The 18,775-nt window shown below is 69.3% G+C and carries 15 protein-coding genes; 4 read left to right on the top strand and 11 right to left on the bottom strand.

Annotation, left to right across the window (positions count from 1 at the left end; genetic code table 11):
- Positions 1-37: 37 nt before the first annotated feature.
- From BKA15_RS22525 to BKA15_RS22535, 3 genes are read left to right on the top strand one after another with little or no spacing between them, the layout of a single operon-like run.
- Positions 38-766 (top strand): DNA alkylation repair protein, encoded by a 729-nt coding sequence (locus tag BKA15_RS22525; RefSeq protein WP_179754555.1) that lies wholly within the window; start codon positions 38-40, stop codon positions 764-766.
- A gap of 5 nt (positions 767-771) precedes the next feature.
- The gene (locus BKA15_RS22530) at positions 772-2,160 is read left to right on the top strand and encodes a mycothione reductase (protein ID WP_179754557.1); all 1,389 of its coding nucleotides are present in this window, start codon (positions 772-774) and stop codon (positions 2,158-2,160) included.
- Positions 2,161-2,169: 9 nt separating this feature from the next.
- A complete protein-coding gene (locus BKA15_RS22535) occupies positions 2,170-4,149 on the top strand; it encodes a chorismate-binding protein (RefSeq protein WP_179754559.1) in 1,980 nt (659 codons plus the stop codon).
- Between the two features lie 66 nt (positions 4,150-4,215).
- Here the strand turns inward: BKA15_RS22535 and BKA15_RS22540 are convergent, their stop codons facing one another.
- The 3 genes from BKA15_RS22540 to BKA15_RS22550 all read right to left on the bottom strand — a co-directional run bounded on the left by BKA15_RS22540 (position 4,216) and on the right by BKA15_RS22550 (position 7,953).
- Positions 4,216-5,508, bottom strand: coding sequence for a C39 family peptidase (locus tag BKA15_RS22540; protein WP_218871534.1), 1,293 nt, complete (start codon positions 5,506-5,508; stop codon positions 4,216-4,218).
- Between the two features lie 89 nt (positions 5,509-5,597).
- Positions 5,598-7,166 carry a glycosyltransferase family 2 protein gene (locus BKA15_RS22545; RefSeq protein ID WP_179754561.1) on the bottom strand — a complete coding sequence of 523 codons (1,569 nt, stop codon included), beginning with the start codon at positions 7,164-7,166 and terminating at the stop codon, positions 5,598-5,600.
- A gap of 202 nt (positions 7,167-7,368) precedes the next feature.
- Positions 7,369-7,953 carry a biotin transporter BioY gene (locus BKA15_RS22550; protein WP_179754563.1) on the bottom strand — a complete coding sequence of 195 codons (585 nt, stop codon included), beginning with the start codon at positions 7,951-7,953 and terminating at the stop codon, positions 7,369-7,371.
- Positions 7,954-8,135: 182 nt separating this feature from the next.
- Here BKA15_RS22550 and BKA15_RS22555 point away from each other — a divergent pair, with 182 nt between their 5' ends.
- Positions 8,136-9,377: a glycoside hydrolase family 3 N-terminal domain-containing protein gene (locus tag BKA15_RS22555; RefSeq protein ID WP_179754565.1), complete on the top strand. Its 1,242-nt coding sequence runs from the start codon at positions 8,136-8,138 to the stop codon at positions 9,375-9,377.
- 161 nt (positions 9,378-9,538) lie between these two features.
- On the opposite strand, the gene BKA15_RS22560 is transcribed toward BKA15_RS22555, so the two are convergent.
- The 8 genes from BKA15_RS22560 to BKA15_RS22595 all read right to left on the bottom strand — a co-directional run bounded on the left by BKA15_RS22560 (position 9,539) and on the right by BKA15_RS22595 (position 18,689).
- Positions 9,539-10,363, bottom strand: coding sequence for a DUF2510 domain-containing protein (locus tag BKA15_RS22560; RefSeq protein ID WP_179754567.1), 825 nt, complete (start codon positions 10,361-10,363; stop codon positions 9,539-9,541).
- Between the two features lie 13 nt (positions 10,364-10,376).
- Positions 10,377-11,336 (bottom strand): DUF2510 domain-containing protein, encoded by a 960-nt coding sequence (locus tag BKA15_RS22565; RefSeq protein ID WP_179754569.1) that lies wholly within the window; start codon positions 11,334-11,336, stop codon positions 10,377-10,379.
- 75 nt (positions 11,337-11,411) lie between these two features.
- On the bottom strand, positions 11,412-12,191 hold the full coding sequence (pstB, locus tag BKA15_RS22570) for a phosphate ABC transporter ATP-binding protein PstB (RefSeq protein WP_179754571.1): 780 nt from the start codon (positions 12,189-12,191) through the stop codon (positions 11,412-11,414).
- 23 nt (positions 12,192-12,214) lie between these two features.
- Positions 12,215-13,273, bottom strand: coding sequence for a phosphate ABC transporter permease PstA (gene pstA, locus BKA15_RS22575; protein WP_179754573.1), 1,059 nt, complete (start codon positions 13,271-13,273; stop codon positions 12,215-12,217).
- Complete coding sequence (gene pstC, locus BKA15_RS22580) at positions 13,273-14,265, bottom strand: phosphate ABC transporter permease subunit PstC (RefSeq protein ID WP_312879206.1); 993 nt, start codon at positions 14,263-14,265, stop codon at positions 13,273-13,275. The genes pstA and pstC overlap by 1 nt, the downstream gene beginning before the upstream one ends.
- Positions 14,266-14,347: 82 nt before the next feature.
- On the bottom strand, positions 14,348-15,460 hold the full coding sequence (gene pstS / locus BKA15_RS22585; RefSeq protein ID WP_179754577.1) for a phosphate ABC transporter substrate-binding protein PstS: 1,113 nt from the start codon (positions 15,458-15,460) through the stop codon (positions 14,348-14,350).
- A 119-nt stretch (positions 15,461-15,579) separates the two neighbouring features.
- Positions 15,580-16,488 (bottom strand): NUDIX hydrolase, encoded by a 909-nt coding sequence (locus BKA15_RS22590; RefSeq protein WP_179754579.1) that lies wholly within the window; start codon positions 16,486-16,488, stop codon positions 15,580-15,582.
- Complete coding sequence (locus BKA15_RS22595; protein ID WP_179754581.1) at positions 16,485-18,689, bottom strand: RNA degradosome polyphosphate kinase; 2,205 nt, start codon at positions 18,687-18,689, stop codon at positions 16,485-16,487. The genes BKA15_RS22590 and BKA15_RS22595 overlap by 4 nt, the downstream gene beginning before the upstream one ends.
- Positions 18,690-18,775: the final 86 nt, after the last annotated feature.

Genomic DNA, 18,775 nt, shown 5'->3' on the forward strand with positions numbered 1-18,775 from the left:
GGATGTGTGACGATCTCGGCCGCGGTGAAAGCCTAGGATGGCCGCCGTGGTGCAGCCGTTGGTCGAGAGCATCGCCGCCGAGGCGGATCCGGAGGTCGCCGCGACCCTGGCCCGCTTCTTCCAGGTGCGGCCCGGTGGGTACGGCGAGGGCGACGTGTTCGTCGGCCTGAAGCTGAGTCGGCTCCGGGTGCTGGCCCGTCCGTACACCCGCACTCCGGTCGACCCGGCCGACTGGCTGCCGCTGCTGCACAGCCCGGTGCACGAGCACCGGCTGGCCTGCCTGGTGATCTGGTCCGAACGGGCCGAGCGCGGCGAGACGGCCGAACGGGCCGCGATCGCCGAGCTCTACCTGGCCAACACGGACCGCGTGAACAACTGGGACCTGGTCGATGCCAGCGCGGGCCCGATCGTCGGCGGGCGGATCCTGGATCCGGACGGTGATCATGCTCTGCTGGACCGGTTGGCCCGGTCGGCGCTGCTCTGGGACCGTCGGATCGCCATGGTGGCGACGCATCAGTTGATCCGGGCCGGAGTGACGGCGGACACGTACCGGATCGCCGAGCTGCTGCTCGACGACAACCATGACCTGATCCACAAGGCGGTCGGCTGGATGATGCGGGAGGCCGGCAAGCGGGTCGACGAGGCGGAACTGCTGGCGTTCCTGGACCGGTGGGCCGGCCGGATGCCGCGCACGGCCCTGCGGTACGCCATCGAACGGCTCGATCCGGACACCCGGCGGCACTATCTCGGGCAGAGGGCAGGATAGGGGTCGTGCATCACTTCGATCTGTGCATCATCGGCAGCGGGTCCGGGAACTCCATTCCCGACGACCGCTTCGCGGGCCAGCGCGTCGCGATGATCGAGAAGAACCCGGTCTACGGCGGCACCTGCCTCAACGTGGGCTGCATCCCGACCAAGATGTTCGTCTACCCGGCCGACCTCGCCGCTTCGCCCGCGCAGGCCCGTCGGCTCGGCGTCGACCTGGATCTCGACGGAGTCCGCTGGGCCGACATCCGGGACCGGATCTTCGGCCGGATCGACGCGATCTCCGCCGGCGGCGCGAAGTACCGCGAGGACAGCGACAACGTCACCCTGTTCCGTGCGCCGGCCCACTTCGTCGGCCCACGGACGCTGGACACCGGGACCGGCGAGGTGATCACCGCGGAGAAGTACGTGATCGCCGCCGGCAGCCGGGCCACCCTGCCCGACGTGCCCGGTCTCGATCAGGTCACCGTGCACACATCGGACACCGTGATGCGCCTGGACCGGCAGCCCGCTTCCATGATCATCGTCGGTGGCGGCTTCGTGGCCGCCGAGTTCGCCCACATCTTCGGTGCGTACGGGACGCAGGTGACGATCCTGCAGCGGTCGGAAGCCCTGCTGCGGCAGGAGGATCGCGACGTGTCCCGGAGGTTCACCGAGTTGACCGCCCGCAAGGTGGACCTTCGGCTGCGGCACGCCGTCCGGCGGGTCGAGCCGCTCGCGGGCGACCGGGTGGCGGTGATCGCCGCCGACGCCGCCGGGGCGGAGCACCGGTTCGAGGCCGACGTGCTGCTGGTCGCGACCGGGCGCGTCCCCAACGGCGACACGCTCAACCTGTCGGCGGCCGGGGTCGAGGTCGACCAGGACGGGTACGTGATCGTCGATGATCATCAGCAGACCACGGCCAAGGGAGTCTTCGCGCTGGGTGACGTCTGCTCCCCCTACCAGCTCAAGCATGTGGCCAACCACGAGGCCAGGGTGGTGCAGCACAACCTGCTGCATCCCGACGCGATGATCACCGCCGACCACCGGTACGTTCCGCATGCCGTGTTCGCCGAGCCGCAGGTGGCCTCGGTCGGGCTCACCGAGCAGCAGGCCGAGGAGCGCGGAATCCCTTATGTGACGGCGATTCAGGAGTACGCCTCGATCGCCTACGGCTGGGCGATGGAGGACACCGACCACTTCGCCAAGCTGCTCGCCGACCCGGACACCGGGCTGTTGCTCGGCGCGCACCTGATCGGTCCGCAGGCGTCGTCGCTGATCCAGCCGCTGATCCAGGCGATGAGCTTCGGACTGCCGGCCCACCGGATGGCCCGCGGCCAGTACTGGATCCATCCAGCCATGGCCGAACTGGTCGAGAACGCGCTGCTCGCGCTCCCGCTGCGAAACCGGCAGTAGACGACTCCCGTGTCCGGGCCCCGGGTGTTGCTGATCGACAACGACGACTCCTACACCTACAACCTGTATCACCTGATCGGCGAGCTGACCGGGCGGCCGCCGCACGTCGTCGACCATGATCAGCGCGTCGATCCGCGCCGCTACTCGCACCTGGTGATCTCGCCCGGGCCCGGGCACCCCGCCGATCCGCGGCGGGTCGGGCGGCTCGCCGAGTTGATCATGGACACCGACCGGCCGGTGCTCGGCGTCTGCCTCGGCCACCAGCTGCTCGGGCTGCTCTTCGGGGCCTCCGTGATCAAGGTCCGGCCGCACCACGGACTGATCAGCCGGATCCGGCACGACGGACGTGGCGTACTCGCCGGGCTGCCGCAGGACTTCCGGGCCGTTCGTTACCACTCGCTCGCCGTCGTCGACCCGCCCGCCGAGCTGGAGCTCACCGCCCGGGCGAGGGACGACGACGTGATCATGGGACTGCGGCACCGCAGCCGGGACCTGCACGGCGTCCAGTTCCACCCCGAGTCCGTCGCCGCCGAGCACGGCCGCGACCTCATGATCAACTTCCTCGGCCTACCGTGCCCTGAGCCTGTCGAAGGGCCAAGCCAGGTTGCATCCCCTCGGCCCCCTTCGACAGGCTCAGGACGACGCTTCGACAAGCTCAGGGAACGAACGAGGATCGAATACCGCGAGCTGCCCTGGCGCGATCCGGAGGACGTCTTCGTTGCCCACTACGCCGGCCGAGGCCCGGTCTGCTGGCTCGACGCCGCCCGGGTCGGCCCGCGGTCCAGGTTCTCCTATCTCGGCGCTCCGGACGAGGTGCTGACCGGCCGCTACGACGACCCGTCGACCGAGGACGTGCTCACCGAGCTGGCCGACCGACTGAACCGCTCCCAGGGTGAGTCCGCCGCGCCGTTTCCCTTCCAGGGCGGCTATGTGGGCTACCTCGGCTACCCGGAACCGGGCCGCGGTGGGGAGGCGGAGTTCGGTCGGCTGGACCGGTTCTTCGTCTTCGATCATGCCGAGCGGCGCTGTTACGCGGCCGCGGTCGGCGCGCCCGCCTGGCTGGACCGGGCCGAGTCGATGATCTTGAGCACCGGGCCCGCGGGCGAGCCGCGACGGGACGGCCGGTTAGGCGTGCTCAACGAGCCGGACCAGGAGTGGTATCGCTCCGCGTACCGCCGCGTGCAGGAGTATCTGCACAGCGGCGACAGCTACGAGGTGAACCTGACGTTCCAGCGCCGGCTGGCGTATCGGGGCGACCGGGCCGAGCTGTACCGGCACCTGCGCCGGCTCAACCCGGCGCCGCACGCGGCCTATCTGGAACTGCCGTCGGCGACCGTGCTCAGCTCGTCGCCGGAGCGGTTCCTGGAGATCGATGATCGTGGCCGGGTGCAGGCGCGGCCGATCAAGGGGACCGCGCCGCGCGATGCCGACCCGCTCCGGGACGCTGCCGCGGCGGAGCGGCTGCGGACCGAGACGAAGACCCGGGCCGAGAATCTCATGATCGCCGACCTGCTCCGGCACGACCTCGGGCTCAGCTGCCGGCTCGGCTCGGTCCGGGTCCCGGAACTGATGCTCGTGGAATCGCACCCGTCGGTGCACCAGCTGGTGAGCACCGTCGAGGGAGACCTTGAGCCCGGGCTGGACGCCGTCGACTGCGTCCGGGCTGCCCTGCCTCCCGGTTCGATGACCGGAGCGCCGAAACACCGTACCTGCGAGATCATCGACGAGGTGGAACGCGGCCCGCGCGGCATCTACTCCGGTGTGCTCGGCTACTTCAGCTACTCGGGAACCGCCGACCTGAGCGTGATCATCCGCACCCTCGTCTCCCGCGATGCCGAGGAGTTGAGCGTCGGCGTCGGCGGCGGCGTGATCACGTTGTCCGACCCGGACGACGAGTACGCCGAGGCCCTGCTCAAGTCCGAAGCTCTGATCGCCGCCGTCCGGCAGAGCTGCCGCGAGCCGATCCCGGTCGGCCACAACGTTCCCTGAGCAAGGCGGAAGGGCAAGGCTCGATGCGGCTTGGCCCTTCGACAGGCTCAGGGCGCGGTCTTCTACTCACCAGTTCGGTGTGACGCCCTCCACCGGAGTGGGCAGAGCCACGTCGGCCGGGTGGTAGATGTAGACGATCCCGTCGGTGGAGTCCTGCCAGACCCGCTCGAAGTTCTCCCTGGTGTAGACGTTGCGGACCGCGTCGTTGCTGCTCGAGGCTGGGTCGTTCAAGATCGGATCGCCGTCGGCGGTGAAGCCGATGATCACCATCAGGTGGCCGTTCGTCTCGTAGCCGGCCTCGGGCATCTCCTCGAGGTCCCAGCTCAACGACGTGATCACCGGGATTCCGGCCGCGATGAAGCGTTCCGCCTCGGCCAGCGAGCGCAGCCGGGTGACGAACGTGTCCAACCCGAACCGGTGCGCGTAGGCCGCGTTGAACGGCCAGTTGCCCGCCCCCTCGTACGTGTAGTCCCAGGTGTTGATCGCCGCGTACGGGACCTGCGGATCACCGTTCGGCGCGACGATCCCGGCCAGCTCCGCCGCCGGCACCTCATGATCAGCACCGAACGAGTACTGCACCATCGAGGTCGACGTCGGTGAGCACCAGACCTGGCCGCCGCCGCCGAACTCGGGATACTCGCCGCGGTGGATGTTCTGCGAGAAGCGCGGCACCGCCAGCTCCACCTGCCGGCCCAGCGTGAACGCGCTGGTCGGCCGGTCGTAGGCGCCGATGTATTCGTTGCTCATCACGGTCAGGGCGCCGAGTCTCGGTGTCGCCTGCGACCCGCGCGGCCGGAACAAGGTCGCCCGCACCTGGTAGGCGCCGATCTCCTTGCCGGTGCGGACCGAGAACGTATCGGTGTAGATCGCCGCGTCCTGGTCGTTCTGGCCGTTCAGCGAGGTGCGGTGGATGTCGCCGCGGGCGAAGTCGTTGCCGGAGGCCCAGCGGCCGAGCACGTACCACTTCGTCCAGGAGCCGTCGAGCTTGCGGCCGCGGAACGTGGTCTCGACGAACGTGCCGGTCGGCGTCCGCGCGTTCCAGGACGCCACCGCCTCGTCGCCGGCGTAGCCGAGTTCGACGACCGGCGACGTCCAGCTGCCGACGTCGTAGTGGCGGGGCGTGCCGTCACCGAACGGGTCCGTGTAGGCGGCCGTCTTCGTACCGGCACGGACCACGAGCGCCCCGTCCCGGTCGAAGCGCAGGTTGTCCGCCGCTCCTCGTACGAAATCGCGGCGGGAATCCCAACGCTGCAAGGTGATGTCGGCCGGTTCGCCCATCACGGCCGCGGCCGGCCACGGCGCCAGCAGTGCGACCAGCACCATGATCAACGACAGCAGCAGACCCCGGGTACGCAACATTTGCCCACATCCTCGCGCCGGTGCGAAAACTTCCTACCGAGACTGTCGCCCCGGTCGCACCTCGGCGTCAAGACCCGAGGAAGCGAGGGTCAGGCGAGTTCGGTGCCGGCCGGGACCGACGTGCGCTCCTTGACCGTCACCCGGAAGCCCAGGTAGCGGCGGAAGATCAACCGGGTCTGCGCGTCGATCGCCGGGAAGCAGATGAACAGCGGCACGATCACCGGCATCAGCAGCCACTCGACGATCACCTTGAGCGACCACCACCAGGGCTTGTGCTCAGGGCGCTTCGGCAGCAGCAGCGTCGCGACGGCGACCGAGACGGTCAGGCCGATCGGCAGCACGATCGTGGACATCACGTTCGAGATCGCCGCCACCAGCGGGCTGATGAAACCGGCCAGCAGATCGAACGGCAGCGGGCGCAACTCGCCGACCAGCCGCGGGATGATCAACAAGATGATCGGCGCGGTGGCCCAGAACTGGAACTGCAGGTACTGCCGGCTCAGCTGGACCGCCTTGGTCCAGAAGCTGATCTTGGGCGAGTTGAGGCTCTGCTCGGCGATGTAGGTGAAGTCGATCACCCCGTACGACCAGCGCCGCAGCTGCAGATACTGCTCCTTCAGCGACTTCTGGTACGACTCCGCCTGCACCGCGTCCAGGTAGACCGGTGTGTGCAGCGGCCGGACCACGGTACGCCCGTCGAACGCGAAGAACATCCGCCAGTACTGCCGGGAGTCGTCCGGGATCACGGTCTTGCACCAGTAGCCGACGTTGACCAGCGCGGTCATCCCCATCGCGTGCGAGGAGAAGATCTTCATCCGGTGCGGCTGGGTCGAGTCGACCATCGTCCAGAAGGTCGCGATCGAGCCGACGATCCGCGACGCGGCCGGCACGTCCCAGACGTTGTTGTGGAACAGCAGGATCGGCTGGTACGCGTCGTAGTCGCGGTTCGGGTTGCTCAGGTGGGTGTCGGCGAGCGCGGCAAAGTAGTCGCGGCTGGCCCGGGTGTCGGCGTCGAACGCGGACACGATCACCTGGTCGTCGGTGTAGCCCTGCTCGTGCAGGATCTTGCGGGCGTACTGCGCGCCCCAGGTGAGGTTGGCGCCCTTCACCCGCTCCTCGCCCGGCAGCCCGTCCGGGTGCCGGGTGGTCAGGAACCGGGCGAACGAGCCCCGGAACCGGGCCTCCAGCTCGGCGATCGCCTCCGGCGTCCAGACGGGAGACCGCTCCTCGAACGTGACGCAGACGCTGATCGACTGCGGGTCGTAGTTGGCGTCCTCGATGGCGCCGAGCGACTGGCGCAGGATCTCCGGCGACTCGCTGTAGGTCGGGAAGACGACCAGGTGGTGCACCTGATCGAGGTCCTCGCCGTGGTTGGCGCGGGCCTGGACGAGCCAGTCGGCGCGGCTGCGCAGCCGCATCCGGACGAACTCCCAGACCTGCCGGACCGCGAGGTTGGCGTACTGGATCATCCAGTAGACGACGTACAGCGGAAGCAGCCAGTGGGCGATGTGCGGCACCTGCGACACGAGCAGGAAAGGTGCCGCAAGGGTCAGCCACACCATCGCACCCGGCAGCGACTCCAACACCCGGCGGACCCGAAACTGGGTCAGCGAAAGGCAGGGGGTACCGGTGCTGGTGAGGTAGCTCTGCGCCGTCACGCCACGCAACATCCTCTCGAACCAGGTTCCTGGCACGCCTATGAACGTGCTCGGGTCGATCGTGCCCGCGCGCGACCGAAGTTCAATCCTACTTCGGTCGTGTCCTCATGCTTGCAGGGGGACCCGCGGTGCGTGACGATCATCACCAGCGAACCGGGCCCGAACTCCGTACCTGTGAAGTCGGCTGCCGCGATACGGAAGGTCAGTCGCGACCGGACCGCCGGACCAGCGCCCAGGTGCCCGGCAGCAGACCCGCCGCCAGCACGAGCTTGATCGCGTCGCCGATCAGGAAGGGCAGCACGCCCAGCATCAGCGCCTTGCCGAGATCGACGCCGAGGAAGGCCATCAGCCACGGCACGCCGGCCGCGTAGATGGCCAGGTTGCCGAGCGCCATCAGCCCGGCCGTCTTCAGCGGCGTACGGTCGGCGCCGCGCTCGGCCAGCCGGCCGACCAGGTAGGCGGCGAGCAGATAGCCGACGATGTAGCCGAAGGAGGCGAACGCCCAGCCGCTGGCCTGCCCGGAGAACCAGGGCACCCCGGCGACGCCGAGGACGAGGTAGAGGCCGAGCGACAGGGCCGCCCGGTTGCCGCCCAGGACTGCGGCGGAGAGCAGGACAGCGAACGTCGTCAACGTCAGCGGCACCGGGGTGAACGGCAGGAAGATCTTCACCTGGGCGGCCAGGCCGACGAAGCCGGCGGAGCCGAGGACCAGGGCGATGTTGCGGACCAGTCCGCCGGGAAGGGTGTCGGCCAGGGTGCGCGGCCCGACGCTGCTGATGCTCGACATGGGTTCCTCCAGGTCTCACGAAATCAAGGGGGTACGGGCACGGTGGTGCCCGTCGCAGTCGATCGTATTTGGAGCGGTCCCCGCCGGTCGTGGGCCCGCCCGCACTGTGAAACGACGGCGGGGTGAACTCGGCCTGCGCGGCGGGCCGGCCGGAGTTCACCGTGCTCCGTAGGGTGGGCTTCGTGAAGATTCTCAGGAACCGGAGGGCGGCGGCCGGGCTGGCCGCGGCGGCGCTCTTCGGATTGATTGCGGGCTGTGGGTCAACTGTGCCGTCGGGAACCTCGACGCCCTCCGGCTCCTCGCCGGCGACCGAGTCCCCGTCCGTTCCGGCGACCGCGTCGGCCAGTCCGGAACCCTCCGGCACCCCGACGCCCAGCGTCGCCCAATGTTCCGCGCTGGTCGGCGGGATGGACCTGGACGAACAGATCGGTCAGCTGCTCATGGTGGCGATCGACTCGAGCGGGTTGGCGTCGTCCACGGGGGAGACCCTGGACGACGTCCACGCGGGCTCGGTGCTGCTGCTCGGCAACACCGAGGCGGGCCGGAAGGCCGTGGAGGCGGTGACCACCGATGCCCGGCAGGCGATCAAGGCACCGCCCGGAGTCGGCGTGCTGCTGGCCGCGGACCAGGAGGGCGGCCAGGTCCAGCGGCTCGCCGGCAACGGCTTCGACGACATCCCGTCCGCCGAGGAGCAGGCCGACCAGTCGGACGCCGAGCTGCGCAAGAACGCCGAGCAGTGGGGCGAGGAGCTGAAGAAGGCCGGCATCGACGTCAACCTGGCCCCGGTCGCCGATGTCGTACCGAAGGAGTTCGAGGACGTCAACGAACCGATCGCCGGGCTCGACCGCGGCTACGGGTCGGATCCCGAGAAGGTGGGGAAGAAGGTGGCGGCGTTCGTCGAGGGGATGGCCGAGGCCGGCGTGGGTACGTCGCTGAAGCATTTCCCGGGCCTCGGCAAGGTCCGCGGCAACACCGACTTCACCGCGAAGGTGACCGACACCAAGACCGGTCCGGACGACCCCGACTTCGCGCCGTTCCGGGCCGGCCTCGACGCCGGTGCGAACATGATCATGATCGCGAACGCGTACTACGACAAGATCGATCCCGATCACCAGGCCGTGTTCTCGAAGAAGATCATCACCGACATCGTGCGCGGTGATCTTGGCTTCGACGGCGTCGTGATCTCCGACGACCTGGCCGCCGAGGCCGTCTCCGACCTGACTCCGGAGAAGCGCGCCGTCCGGTTCCTCCAGGCCGGCGGCGACCTGATGATCATCGGCGACCCGAGCGAGGCCGAGCACATGGCCGAGGCCGTGGCAGACGAGATCGAGGACGACCCGGACTTCGAACGCCGGATCACCGAGTCCGCCACCCGCGTCGTCCAAGTCAAGTCCCACCTGGGCCTCGCCTCCTGCGCCCCCTGACCCCGCCGACCAGTCACCAAAGCAGCGGTTTTGGTGGCGTGTCGCTGCGGAAGTGACCGGTCGGTTGGAGCGGGGAGGGTGGTGAAGGGGTGGTGGAAGGGCCGGCGGGGCCTCTGTGGGTAGGGCCAGCCGGTCATTCCATGTCAAGGATTCGTTCCGGATCAGGATCCGATCTTGAGTTGGCTCAGCACCTTGCGGGCGGGCTCGACGTACTGCGGCCCGGAGTCGGGCAGGCCCGCGTAGAACAGCCCGGTGCTGCTGCCCGCGTCGACGATCACGATGATCATGGTCTCGCCCTTGGTCTTCAGCCCGGCGATGTCGTACGCCAGCCGGGCCTCGAGCAGCCAGGCGTCGTGCCCGTCGACCTTCGTCGGCTTGCTGATCTTGATCGTGGTGTCGATCCGGTCGTCGCCGTACAGGGTGCCGGTGATGCACTCCGCCATCAGCAGTGCCGCCCGTTCCGGTCCGAGGAACCCGTCGCCGGAGTTCAGTTCGCCGACCAGCACCATCGAGGCCCAGATGTGGCCGGTCCTGGTGTTCCGGTCCGCGGTGACCCACTGGCCGACCAGGTCCCGGCCGAACGGGACCCGGTCCTCCGTCGTCGGGCCCGTCCAGGGCCGGCCGAGCGCCGGGTACGACAGCGGCCCACCGCGGACCCGCCCGTCGGCGCCGACCCGCGGTTCGGCCGTCGGTGGGGCCGAGTCGGCCGGCGGGCAGTCGACGCTCGGTGTCCCGGTCGGCTGTTCCGCGGGCCCGCCGGTGCCGAGCGCGCCGCCGGTCCCGGATCTGATCACCAGGACGGCGACGATGATCAACACCAATCCGGCGGCCACGGCGCCGATGATCATCAGGAGTGGGGCACGACGGCGGGTCGGCGGGTCTCCGGGGGAGCCGGCCGTGTCGTCGGACCAGCGGGTGCCGTCCCAGTAGCGGAAGCGGTTCGGGGTCCCGGCCGGATCCGGGTACCAGCCCGGCGTCGCGGTCATCGGGGTGGCGCGGTCAGTTGACCTTGAGTTGCTTCAGGGCGTCCCGGGCGGGCTGGACCAGCTCCGGCGCGTTGTCCGGGATCGAGGCGTAGTAGAGGCCGGCCGAGCCGTCCTCGGCGCCGGTGGCGACGATCGCGACGATCAGCAGTTCGCCCTTGGCCTGCAGGCCCTTGATGTCGAAGTGGAGCTGCGACTCGACCAGCCAGGCCTCGTGCCCGTCGATCTCGGTCGCCTTGTTGACCTTGACGTCGCTCTGCACCGGGTTGTCCCCGTAGAAGGCGCCGAGGATGCACTTGACGACGATCTCCGAGCCCTGCTGGGGGGTGTAGAACCCGTCGCCGGCGTTGAGCTTGCCGATCAGCACGGACGCGACCCAGCTCTGGCCCGGCTGGTAGCTGGGCTCGATGGTCACCTGCTGCACGGCGACGTCGGTCCCGAACGGGACCCGGTTGTCCGGCTGCGGCGAGCTCCACGGCGGCGGCAACATCGGGTACGACAGCGGGCCGCCATGGACCCGGCCGTCGCCCTGCTGCTCCGGCTCGGACGGGATGTTGGACGGGTCGTTCGTCGGGCACAGGTCCTGGCTGGTCTGACCCTGCGGGTTGGCGGAATTCCCGTCGCCGCCGCCGGCCAGCCGCGAGATCACCAGCACGCCGACGAGGACCAGCACCAGCACCAGGGCGCCGGCGCCGATCCACCAGCCGATCGGAGACTTCTTCTGCTCCGTCTGCTGGTAGGTCGCGTAGGCACCCTGCTGCCCGTACCCCTGCTGCCCGTGCGGCTGCTGGGACTGCTGGCCGCCGAGCGGCTGGGTGGGCTGCGTCGGTTGCCCGGTCGTGCCGGCGGCCGTCGTCGAGGGCGGGGCGGCGTTCGGGTTCGGCGTGGTCGCGGCGGACCAGGCCCGTCCGTCCCAATAGCGGTAGAGTCCCTGACCGCCGCCCGGATCCGGATACCAGCCTGCCTGCGCACTCACGCGGTCAGTTTAGGTGCTCGCGGTCCGCCACCGACCGGGCGGCGGCGCATCGACAGGTTCTTCACAGGGACGGGTCTAGCCGAAGCGGCCGGTGATGTAGTCCTCGGTGGCCTTTTCGTCCGGGTTGGAGAAGATCTTCTCGGTCGAGCCGATCTCGATCAGCCGGCCCGGCTTGCCCTGCGCGGCCAGGTTGAAGAACGCGGTCTGATCACTCACCCGGGCGGCCTGCTGCATGTTGTGGGTGACGATCACCACCGTGTACTGCTCCTTGAGCTCGCCGATCAGGTCCTCGATCGCGATCGTCGAGATCGGGTCCAGAGCGGAGCACGGCTCGTCCATCAAGATCACTTCCGGCTGGACGGCGATCGCCCGCGCGATGCAGAGTCGCTGCTGCTGGCCGCCGGAGAGTCCGGAGCCGGGCGAGTTCAGCCGGTCCTTGACCTCGTTCCACAGGTTCGCGCCGCGCAGCGACCGCTCGACCAGGTCGGCCGACGCGGTCGCGGACAGCCGCTGGCCGTTCAGCCGGACCCCGGCCAGCACGTTCTCCTTGATCGACATCGTCGGGAACGGGTTCGGCCGCTGGAACACCATGCCGACGGTCCGGCGGACCCGGACCGGGTCGACGCCGGGGCCGTACAGGTTGTCGCCGTCCAGCAGCACCCGACCCTCGACGTACGCGCCGGGGATCACCTCGTGCATCCGGTTCAGGGTCCGAATGAACGTCGACTTGCCACAGCCGGACGGGCCGATGAAGGCGGTCACCGTCCGCGGCTCGACGGTCAGGCTGACCCCCTCCACCGCCTTGAACTTGCCGTAGTACACGTTGAGGTCGTGGACCTCGATCCGCTTGGACATGGGTTCAGTGGTTCCTCTCGCCGCTAACGGCCCTTGGGTGCGAACCGGGACGCGATCAGGCGCGCGGTCAGGTTCAGCACCATCACGATCAAGATCAGCGTCAACGCCCCGGTCCAGGCCCGGTCCAGGTACGCCTGCGCGTCCTGGCCCTGGTCGGCGTAGGACCGGAAGACGAACACCGGCAGCGTCATCATCGGCCCGTTGACGGGATTGCTGTTCAGGGACTGCGTGAAGCCGGCTGCAACGAGGAGCGGAGCAGTCTCGCCGATGACGCGAGCCACTGCCAGCATGACGCCCGTAATCAGGCCGCCCACAGAGGTCGGGAGGACGACCTTGACCACGGTGCGCCACTTCGGCACCCCGAGCGCATAGGCTGCCTCGCGCAACTCGTTCGCCACCAGCCGCAGCATCTCCTCGGCGGAACGCACCACGATCGGGATCATCAGCACGCTCAGCGCCACAGCGCCGGCAATTGCGGTCTTGGTGCCGGGTCCGAAGAAGATCACGAACAGGGCGTACGCGAACAGGCCGGCCACGATCGACGGAATGCCGGTCATCACATCCACGAAGAACGTGATCGCCCGGGCCAGCCGGCCGCGGCCGTACTCGACGAGATAGATGGCGGCCATGATCCCGATCGGCACCGAGATCACGGTGGCGATCCCGGTGGTCCACAGCGTGCCGGTGATCGCGTGCACCGCGCCGCCGCCGGCGCCGACGATGCTGCGCATGGAGTAGGTGAAGAACTCGATGTCGAACCGCGGCAGGCCCTTCGACAGGGTCTCGAACACCACCGAGACCAGCGGCAGCAGCGCCAGGCAGAACGCCGAGGTGACCAGGATCGTGGCCAGCCGGTCCTTCGCCTTCCGGGCCCCCTCGACAGCACCGGAGATCAACACCATCGCGATCGTGAAGACGATCGCGCCGATGACGACGGTGCGGCCGATGCCGAACGCGCCGAGGGCCGCGAACAGCAGTCCGGTCAGCACCAGCGCGGTCGCCAGGACGACGGGCAGCACCCAGACGGGCAGTTTGCCGGCGGTGTAGAGGTTGCGCCGAGCCGGCGCGGCAATGGTCGCCATCAGTTCGCCCCCGAGAATTCCTTGCGCCGGCTGACGATCCAGCGGGCCAGCATGTTGACCGCCAACGTGATCACGAACAGCACCAGGCCGGTCGCGATCAACTGATTCACCCCGAGGTTGTACGACTCCGGGAAGCTCAGCGCGATGTTCGCGGCGATCGTGTTCGGATTGGTCGAACTGATCAGCACAAAGCTGATCACCGTCGACGGGGAGAGCACCATGGCAACGGCCATCGTCTCGCCGAGGGCGCGGCCGAGGCCGAGCATCGCGGCGGAGATGATGCCGGAGCGCGAGAACGGCAGCACGGCCATCCGGATCATCTCCCAGCGGGTGGCCCCGAGCGCCAGGGCAGCTTCCTCGTGCAACCGCGGCGTCTGCAGGAACACCTCGCGGGACAGCGCGGTGACGATCGGCAGGATCATCACCGCCAGCACGATCGCGGCGGTGAGGATGGTCCGGCCGGTGCCGGAGGCCTGGCCGGCGAACAGCGGGAACCAGCCGAGATTGTCCTCCAGCCAGCGGTACACCGGCTGCATCAGCGGAGCGAGCACGCCGATGCCCCAGAGCCCGAACACCACCGACGGCACCGCCGCCAGCAGATCGATCACGTAGCCGAGGCTGGTGGCCAGGCGCCGCGGCGCGTAGTGGGAGATGAAGAGCGCGATGCCGATCGCGACCGGCACCGCCATCACCAGGGCCAGGAACGCCGCCCAGACCGTACCGAAGGCGAACGGTGCGACGTACTCGAAGAACGGCTGCTTGTACTGCAGGTCTTCGATCGGCGAGGTCAGCGCCGGAATGCCCTGCAGGATCAGGAATCCGGCGACCAGTGCCAGCACCGCCAGGATGGCGATGCCGGACCCGGTGGACAGGCCGGAGAAGATCCGGTCACCGATCCGCCGGACCTCCCGGGCCTGGCCCGGCCCGGGAGGTTGCGGCAGTTCGTTGGATGCTGCGCCGGCCGTGCCGGGCGAACCAGTCGAAGAGGACAAGGGATCCCTCTGGGTCGACGAAGCGGAGGTCTGGGTCATCGTAGCCCCCTCATCCGTGGCGGAGCGCCCGGCGCTCGGCCGGTCAGGAGATGGCCGCGATGGACTCGGCGACCTTGCCGGACAGCTCAGCCGACAGCGGAGCGGCGCCGGCCTTCTCGCTCGCCGCGGCCTGGCCCTCGGTCGAGGCGAGGTAACCCAGGTACGACTTCACCAGTTCGGCGGCCTTGGCGTCCTTGTACTTCTCGCAGGCGATCGCGTAGGCGACGAGGACGATCGGGTACACGTCGCCCGAGGCCTTGCGGTCCAGCTTGTAGGCGAGGTCGTACTGGCTGCGCTCGCCGCCCTCGGTGTCCAGCGGCGAGGCGTCGACGATGGCGGCGGCGGCCTCCGGGCTGTACTTGAGGTACTTGTCGCCGACCTTGATGTTGGCCACCCCGAGGTCACCGGCGCGCGAGGCGTCCGCGTACCCGATGGTGCCGGTGCCGTTGGTCACCGCGTCGACCACGCCGGAGGTCTGCGGGGCAGCCTCGCCGCCCTCGATCGGCCAGACGCCGTCCGGCTCGTGCGGCCAGTCCTTCGAGGCCAGCTGGCTCAGGTACTCGGTGAAGTTCTCGGTCGTGCCCGAGTCGTCCGCACGGTGGACCGCGGTGATGTTCAGGTCGGGCAGCTGCGCGTCGGCGTTCTGCGCCTTGATCTTCGGGTCATTCCACTTGGTGATCTTGCCGGAGAAGATCTGCGCGACCGTGGCGGCGTCGAGGTTGAGCTCCTCCACGCCTTCGAGGTTGTAGATCACCGCGATCGGCGAGATGTAGACCGGCAGGTTGATCGCCATCGAGTCCGGGGCGCACCGGGAACTCGCGAGCGCGTCCGGTGCCACTTCCTCGGGCTTCATCGCGCGGTCGGAGCCGGCGAAGTCGACGCCGCCACCGGCGAAGGCTTCGCGGCCGGCGCCCGAGCCGTCCGGCGAGTAGTTGACGGTGACCCCCGGGTTCTTCGTCTGGAACTCGGCGGCCCAGGTCTCCTGCGCGCTGGCCATCGCGGAGGAGCCGGCCCCCGCCAGCTGGCCGCTCAGGCTGCTTCCGGTGGTGCCACCGCCGGTGCCCGGGTCCGGGGCTTCGTTGGCGGCGCAGGCCGATAGGCCGAGCGACAGCGCGGCGAGTACGGCGACGGAAGCGCCGAAGCGTGAGATCTTCACAAGGTTCCCCTCTGGGCGTGAAACGTGGTTGTCGGCCCTGACTTTCGCCACCGACAGTAGGAGTGAGGTGTGAAGCGACCGACCCACAAAGATGAACAAACGGTGAACGAAGGATGTCGTCACGGGTTGACCCGGTGCGTCTCCACCGCCGAGATGTACGACCTGTCCGGCTCATCCTTCGCGGCCGGGCTGAGATGCGCCACGATGAGCTCCGCGGTCCGCAACGGCCGCTCCGGTACGTCGAGCGCGGCCAGCACGTGCGGCAGCACCGGCCGGTGACCGCAGAGCGCCGCCGGCATCCGGCGCTCGACCACCCGGCCGGCCAGTTCGGTGATCACGGCGGCGACACCGGCCGGGTCGTCGCTGCCGCGCTCCTCGGTCAGCTCGGGGACCTGGATGATCTCCAGGTGCCGCTCCGCAGCGTACGGCTGCAGGGTGCTGACGCAGCGGATCGCCGGGGAACTGATCAGCCGCTCGACCCCGTACGCCCGGAGCAGGGGGACCAACAGCTGGGCCTGCCGGCGCCCGAGGGCGACGATCGGGCGGGCCAGATCGGACTTCGTCCAGGTCGACCGGTCCATCGCCTTCGCGTGCCGGACGATCACCAGCGGCACCGTGTCCGGCACCTCGGCCAGCTGGCCGACCAGGAACCGGTCGTGCGGGTAGGAGAGCCGGAGCGCCGCATCGGCGACCGGCCACCAGCCGAGTTCGTCCACCTCGTCGCTCGGCCGGAACGGCTCCCCGGCGACCACGTCGGCCCGCCAGTAGTCGACCCGCTTGTCCCGGCCGTCGAGCTGATACCGAGCCGAGTCGAGGGGAGCGCCGAGCCGGACGGTCAGGCCGGTCTCCTCGGCGACCTCGCGGACGGCACAGGCCGGCAGCGACTCGGCCGGCCGGGGCTTGCCCTTGGGCAGCGACCAGTCGGCGTAGCGCGGCCGGTGCACGACCGCGACCTCGGTCTCGGGTCCGGTGCCGCGGGTGATCACGGCGCCCGCCGCGGTGATCATGGTGCCGGCCGCGGCGATCACGTCCGGGAGGCGCGCTCGGGTGGCGAATTGGGACGTCTGCGGGTCTTGGCGTTGATCAGGAACTCCTGCAGGTCGAGCAGCGGGCTGCCGTCGGCGTCGGTGGTCCGCGGCGTCCAGCGGCCCTCGGTGTCGAGCAGCCAGCAGACCGTACGGTCGTCGAAGGCGAGGTCGAACAGTCCGCTGATCTCGTCGATGTGGGCCGGGTTGGTGATCGACACCAGCACCTCCACCCGGCGGTCGAGATTGCGGTGCATCAGGTCCGCCGACCCGATGCCGACCGACGGCGAGCCGCCGTTGGCGAACCAGAAGATCCGGCTGTGCTCGAGGAACCGGCCGAGGATGCTGCGGACCCGGATGTTCTCGCTCAGGCCGGGCACGCCGGGCCGGATGGTGCAGATGCCGCGGACCCAGAGATCGACCGGTACGCCTGCCTGGGAGGCCCGGTAGAGCCCGTCCACGATCGCCTCGTCGACCAGCGAGTTGACCTTGATCTTGATCCCGGCCGGGCGGCCCGCCTGGTGGTTGGCGATCTCCGCCGCGATCCGGTCCAGCAGCCCGGTCCGGATCCCGTCCGGCGCGACCAGCAGCCGCCGGTAATTGGTCTCCTGACTCATCCCGGACAGGTGGTTGAACAACCGGCCGATGTCGTCGGTGACGATCGGGTTGGCGGTCAGCAGGCCGAGGTCCTCGTACTGCCGGGCGGTCTTCGGGTTGTAGTTGCCGGTGCCGATGTGCGCGTAGCGGCGCAGCCCGTCCGGCTCGTCGCGGACCACCATGGACAGCTTGCAGTGCGTCTTCAGGCCGACCATCCCGTACACGACGTGGCAGCCGTGCTGCTCCAGCCGGCGGGCCCAGGCGATGTTGGCCTGCTCGTCGAACCGGGCCTTGATCTCGATCACCGCGAGCACCTGCTTGCCGGCCTCGGCCGCCTCGATCAGGGCGTCGATGATCGGCGAGTCGCCGGAAGTCCGGTAGAGCGTCTGCTTGATGGCCAGCACGTGCGGGTCGTCGGCCGCCTGCTCGATGAACCGCTGCACGCTGGTCGAGAACGAGTCGTACGGATGGTGCAGCAACACGTCGCGCTGCTTCAGGGCGGCGAACATGTCGGCCGGCCGGGCCGTCTCCACCTCGGCCAGGTGCGGGTGGGTGGCCGGCAGGAAGGTCGGGTACTTGAGCTCGGCCCGGTCGACGCCGGTCAGCGAGAACAGGCCGCCCAGGTCCAGCGGGCCGGGCAGCAGGAAGACCTCCTTCTCGCTGATGTCGAGCTCGGAGATCAGCAGGTCCAGCATCTTGGGGTCGATGTCGTCCTCGACCTCCAGCCGCACCGGCGGCCGGCCGATCTTGCGCCGCAGCAGCTCCTTCTCCAGCGCCACCAGCAGGTTCTCGGCGTCGTCCTCCTCGACCTCGACGTCCTCGTTCCGGGTCACCCGGAACGTGTAGTGGCCGATCACCTGCATGCCGCTGAACAACTGGTCCAGGTGGTGCGCGATGACGTCCTCGAGGGCGACGTAGCGGCCCTCGGAGAGCGACAGGAACCGCGGCAGCACGGTCGGCACCTTGACCCGCGCGAACTGCCGGTTGCCGGTGGTCGGGTTGCGGACCAGGACCGCGAGGTTGATCGACAGGCCCGAGATGTACGGGAACGGGTGCGACGGGTCGACCGCGAGCGGCGTCAGCACCGGGAAGATCCGGTCCGCGAACAGCTCGTCCATCCGGCTCTTCTCGGCCGGCTCCAGTTCGTCCCAGCGCAGGATCTCGATGCCGTACTTGGCCAGCTCGGGCCGGATCTCGCTGGTGAAGATCCGGGTCTGCTCGGCGTACAGCTCCCGGGTCCGGTCCAGGATCTTGGTGAGCACCTCGCGCGGCATCATGCCGCTGATCGTCGGTACGGCCACGCCGGCCGCGATCCGGCGCTTCAGGCCGGCCACCCGCACCATGTAGAACTCGTCCAGGTTGGACGCGAAGATCGCCAGGAACTTGGCCCGCTCCAGCAGCGGGATCCGGTCGGCGTCGCGGGCCAGGTCGAGCACCCGGTTGTTGAAGGCGAGCCAGGACAGCTCCCGGTCCAGGAACCGGTCCGGGGGCAGTTCGGGGCCGGACGGCAGCAGGTCGGGGGAGTCCGCGGTGGGCCGGTCGTCGTCGTAGGCCTCGGCGAGGCCCGTGTCGAAACTCAGTCCGGCGTCGAAGTCGCCAGCGCTCATGGTCTCAGCACCCTCCTGAGTCTCCTGCTCCGTGTGGCGGCTGCGATAACGGCGGAACCGCTCGACGATTCCTCCCGGTCCCCCGA

The organism is Microlunatus parietis (assembly GCF_013407955.1).
Lineage (GTDB): Bacteria > Actinomycetota > Actinomycetes > Propionibacteriales > Propionibacteriaceae > Microlunatus > Microlunatus parietis.